At 38.9% G+C, this 707-nt stretch carries 1 protein-coding gene; it reads left to right on the plus strand.

Annotated features, from left to right (window positions below; translation table 11 throughout):
* Positions 1-618: transposase (locus ACEN3Z_RS11895; RefSeq protein ID WP_407090987.1), on the plus strand; the 618-nt coding region annotated here is incomplete at its 5' end.
* Positions 619-707 lie beyond the last annotated feature (89 nt).

Genomic DNA, 707 nt, shown 5'->3' on the forward strand with positions numbered 1-707 from the left:
ATTGTCATCGATCGGTTTCATATCGTTCAATTATTGAATAATACGTTAAACAGATATCGGATTAAAGTCATGAACACGATTCGTTACAACCGGCCGCGTGATTACACCAAATTAAAACAATTATGGAAGTTAATTCAAAAAAACCGGGAGTCCTTGGACTTCGAGGATTACCACATTCACCGGCTGTTTGATGGCCTTGTGACTCAAAAAAGTATGGTCAATTATATGTTGAGTATCGATCCACGATTGGAGCAGGTCTATCATTTAGTCAATGATTTGAAGGCAGATATTGCGATGCATCATTCGGAGGCCTTTATTTATGATTTATATGAAACACGAAAATATGTGGTGCCACGCAAGGTCCGAACGACCTTTCAAACGCTTGAAAAGTATTTACCCGCGATTGAAAATAGTTTGACATACACGTTATCCAATGGGATTATTGAAGGCACCAATAACAAAATCAAGAACATAAAACGCAGCGGGTATGGGTATCGGAACTTTAATCACTTACGTTTTCGTATTTTGATTACTCAGAACTTACTGGTTAGACAGACCAAAAAGAGACGACCGCTCTTCTTTAAAGATGAGAACACAACACAAACTATCGTTGCATAGAGAGACACTTAAACATAGGAATAAAAAAAGAGCCAAGGTGACTGCGTCACCTGGCTCCTCGGTCCACCAACATCAAAAATTCATGAACC

It is taken from the genome of Ruoffia sp. FAM 26254, from assembly GCF_045528545.1.
GTDB lineage: Bacteria > Bacillota > Bacilli > Lactobacillales > Aerococcaceae > Ruoffia > Ruoffia halotolerans.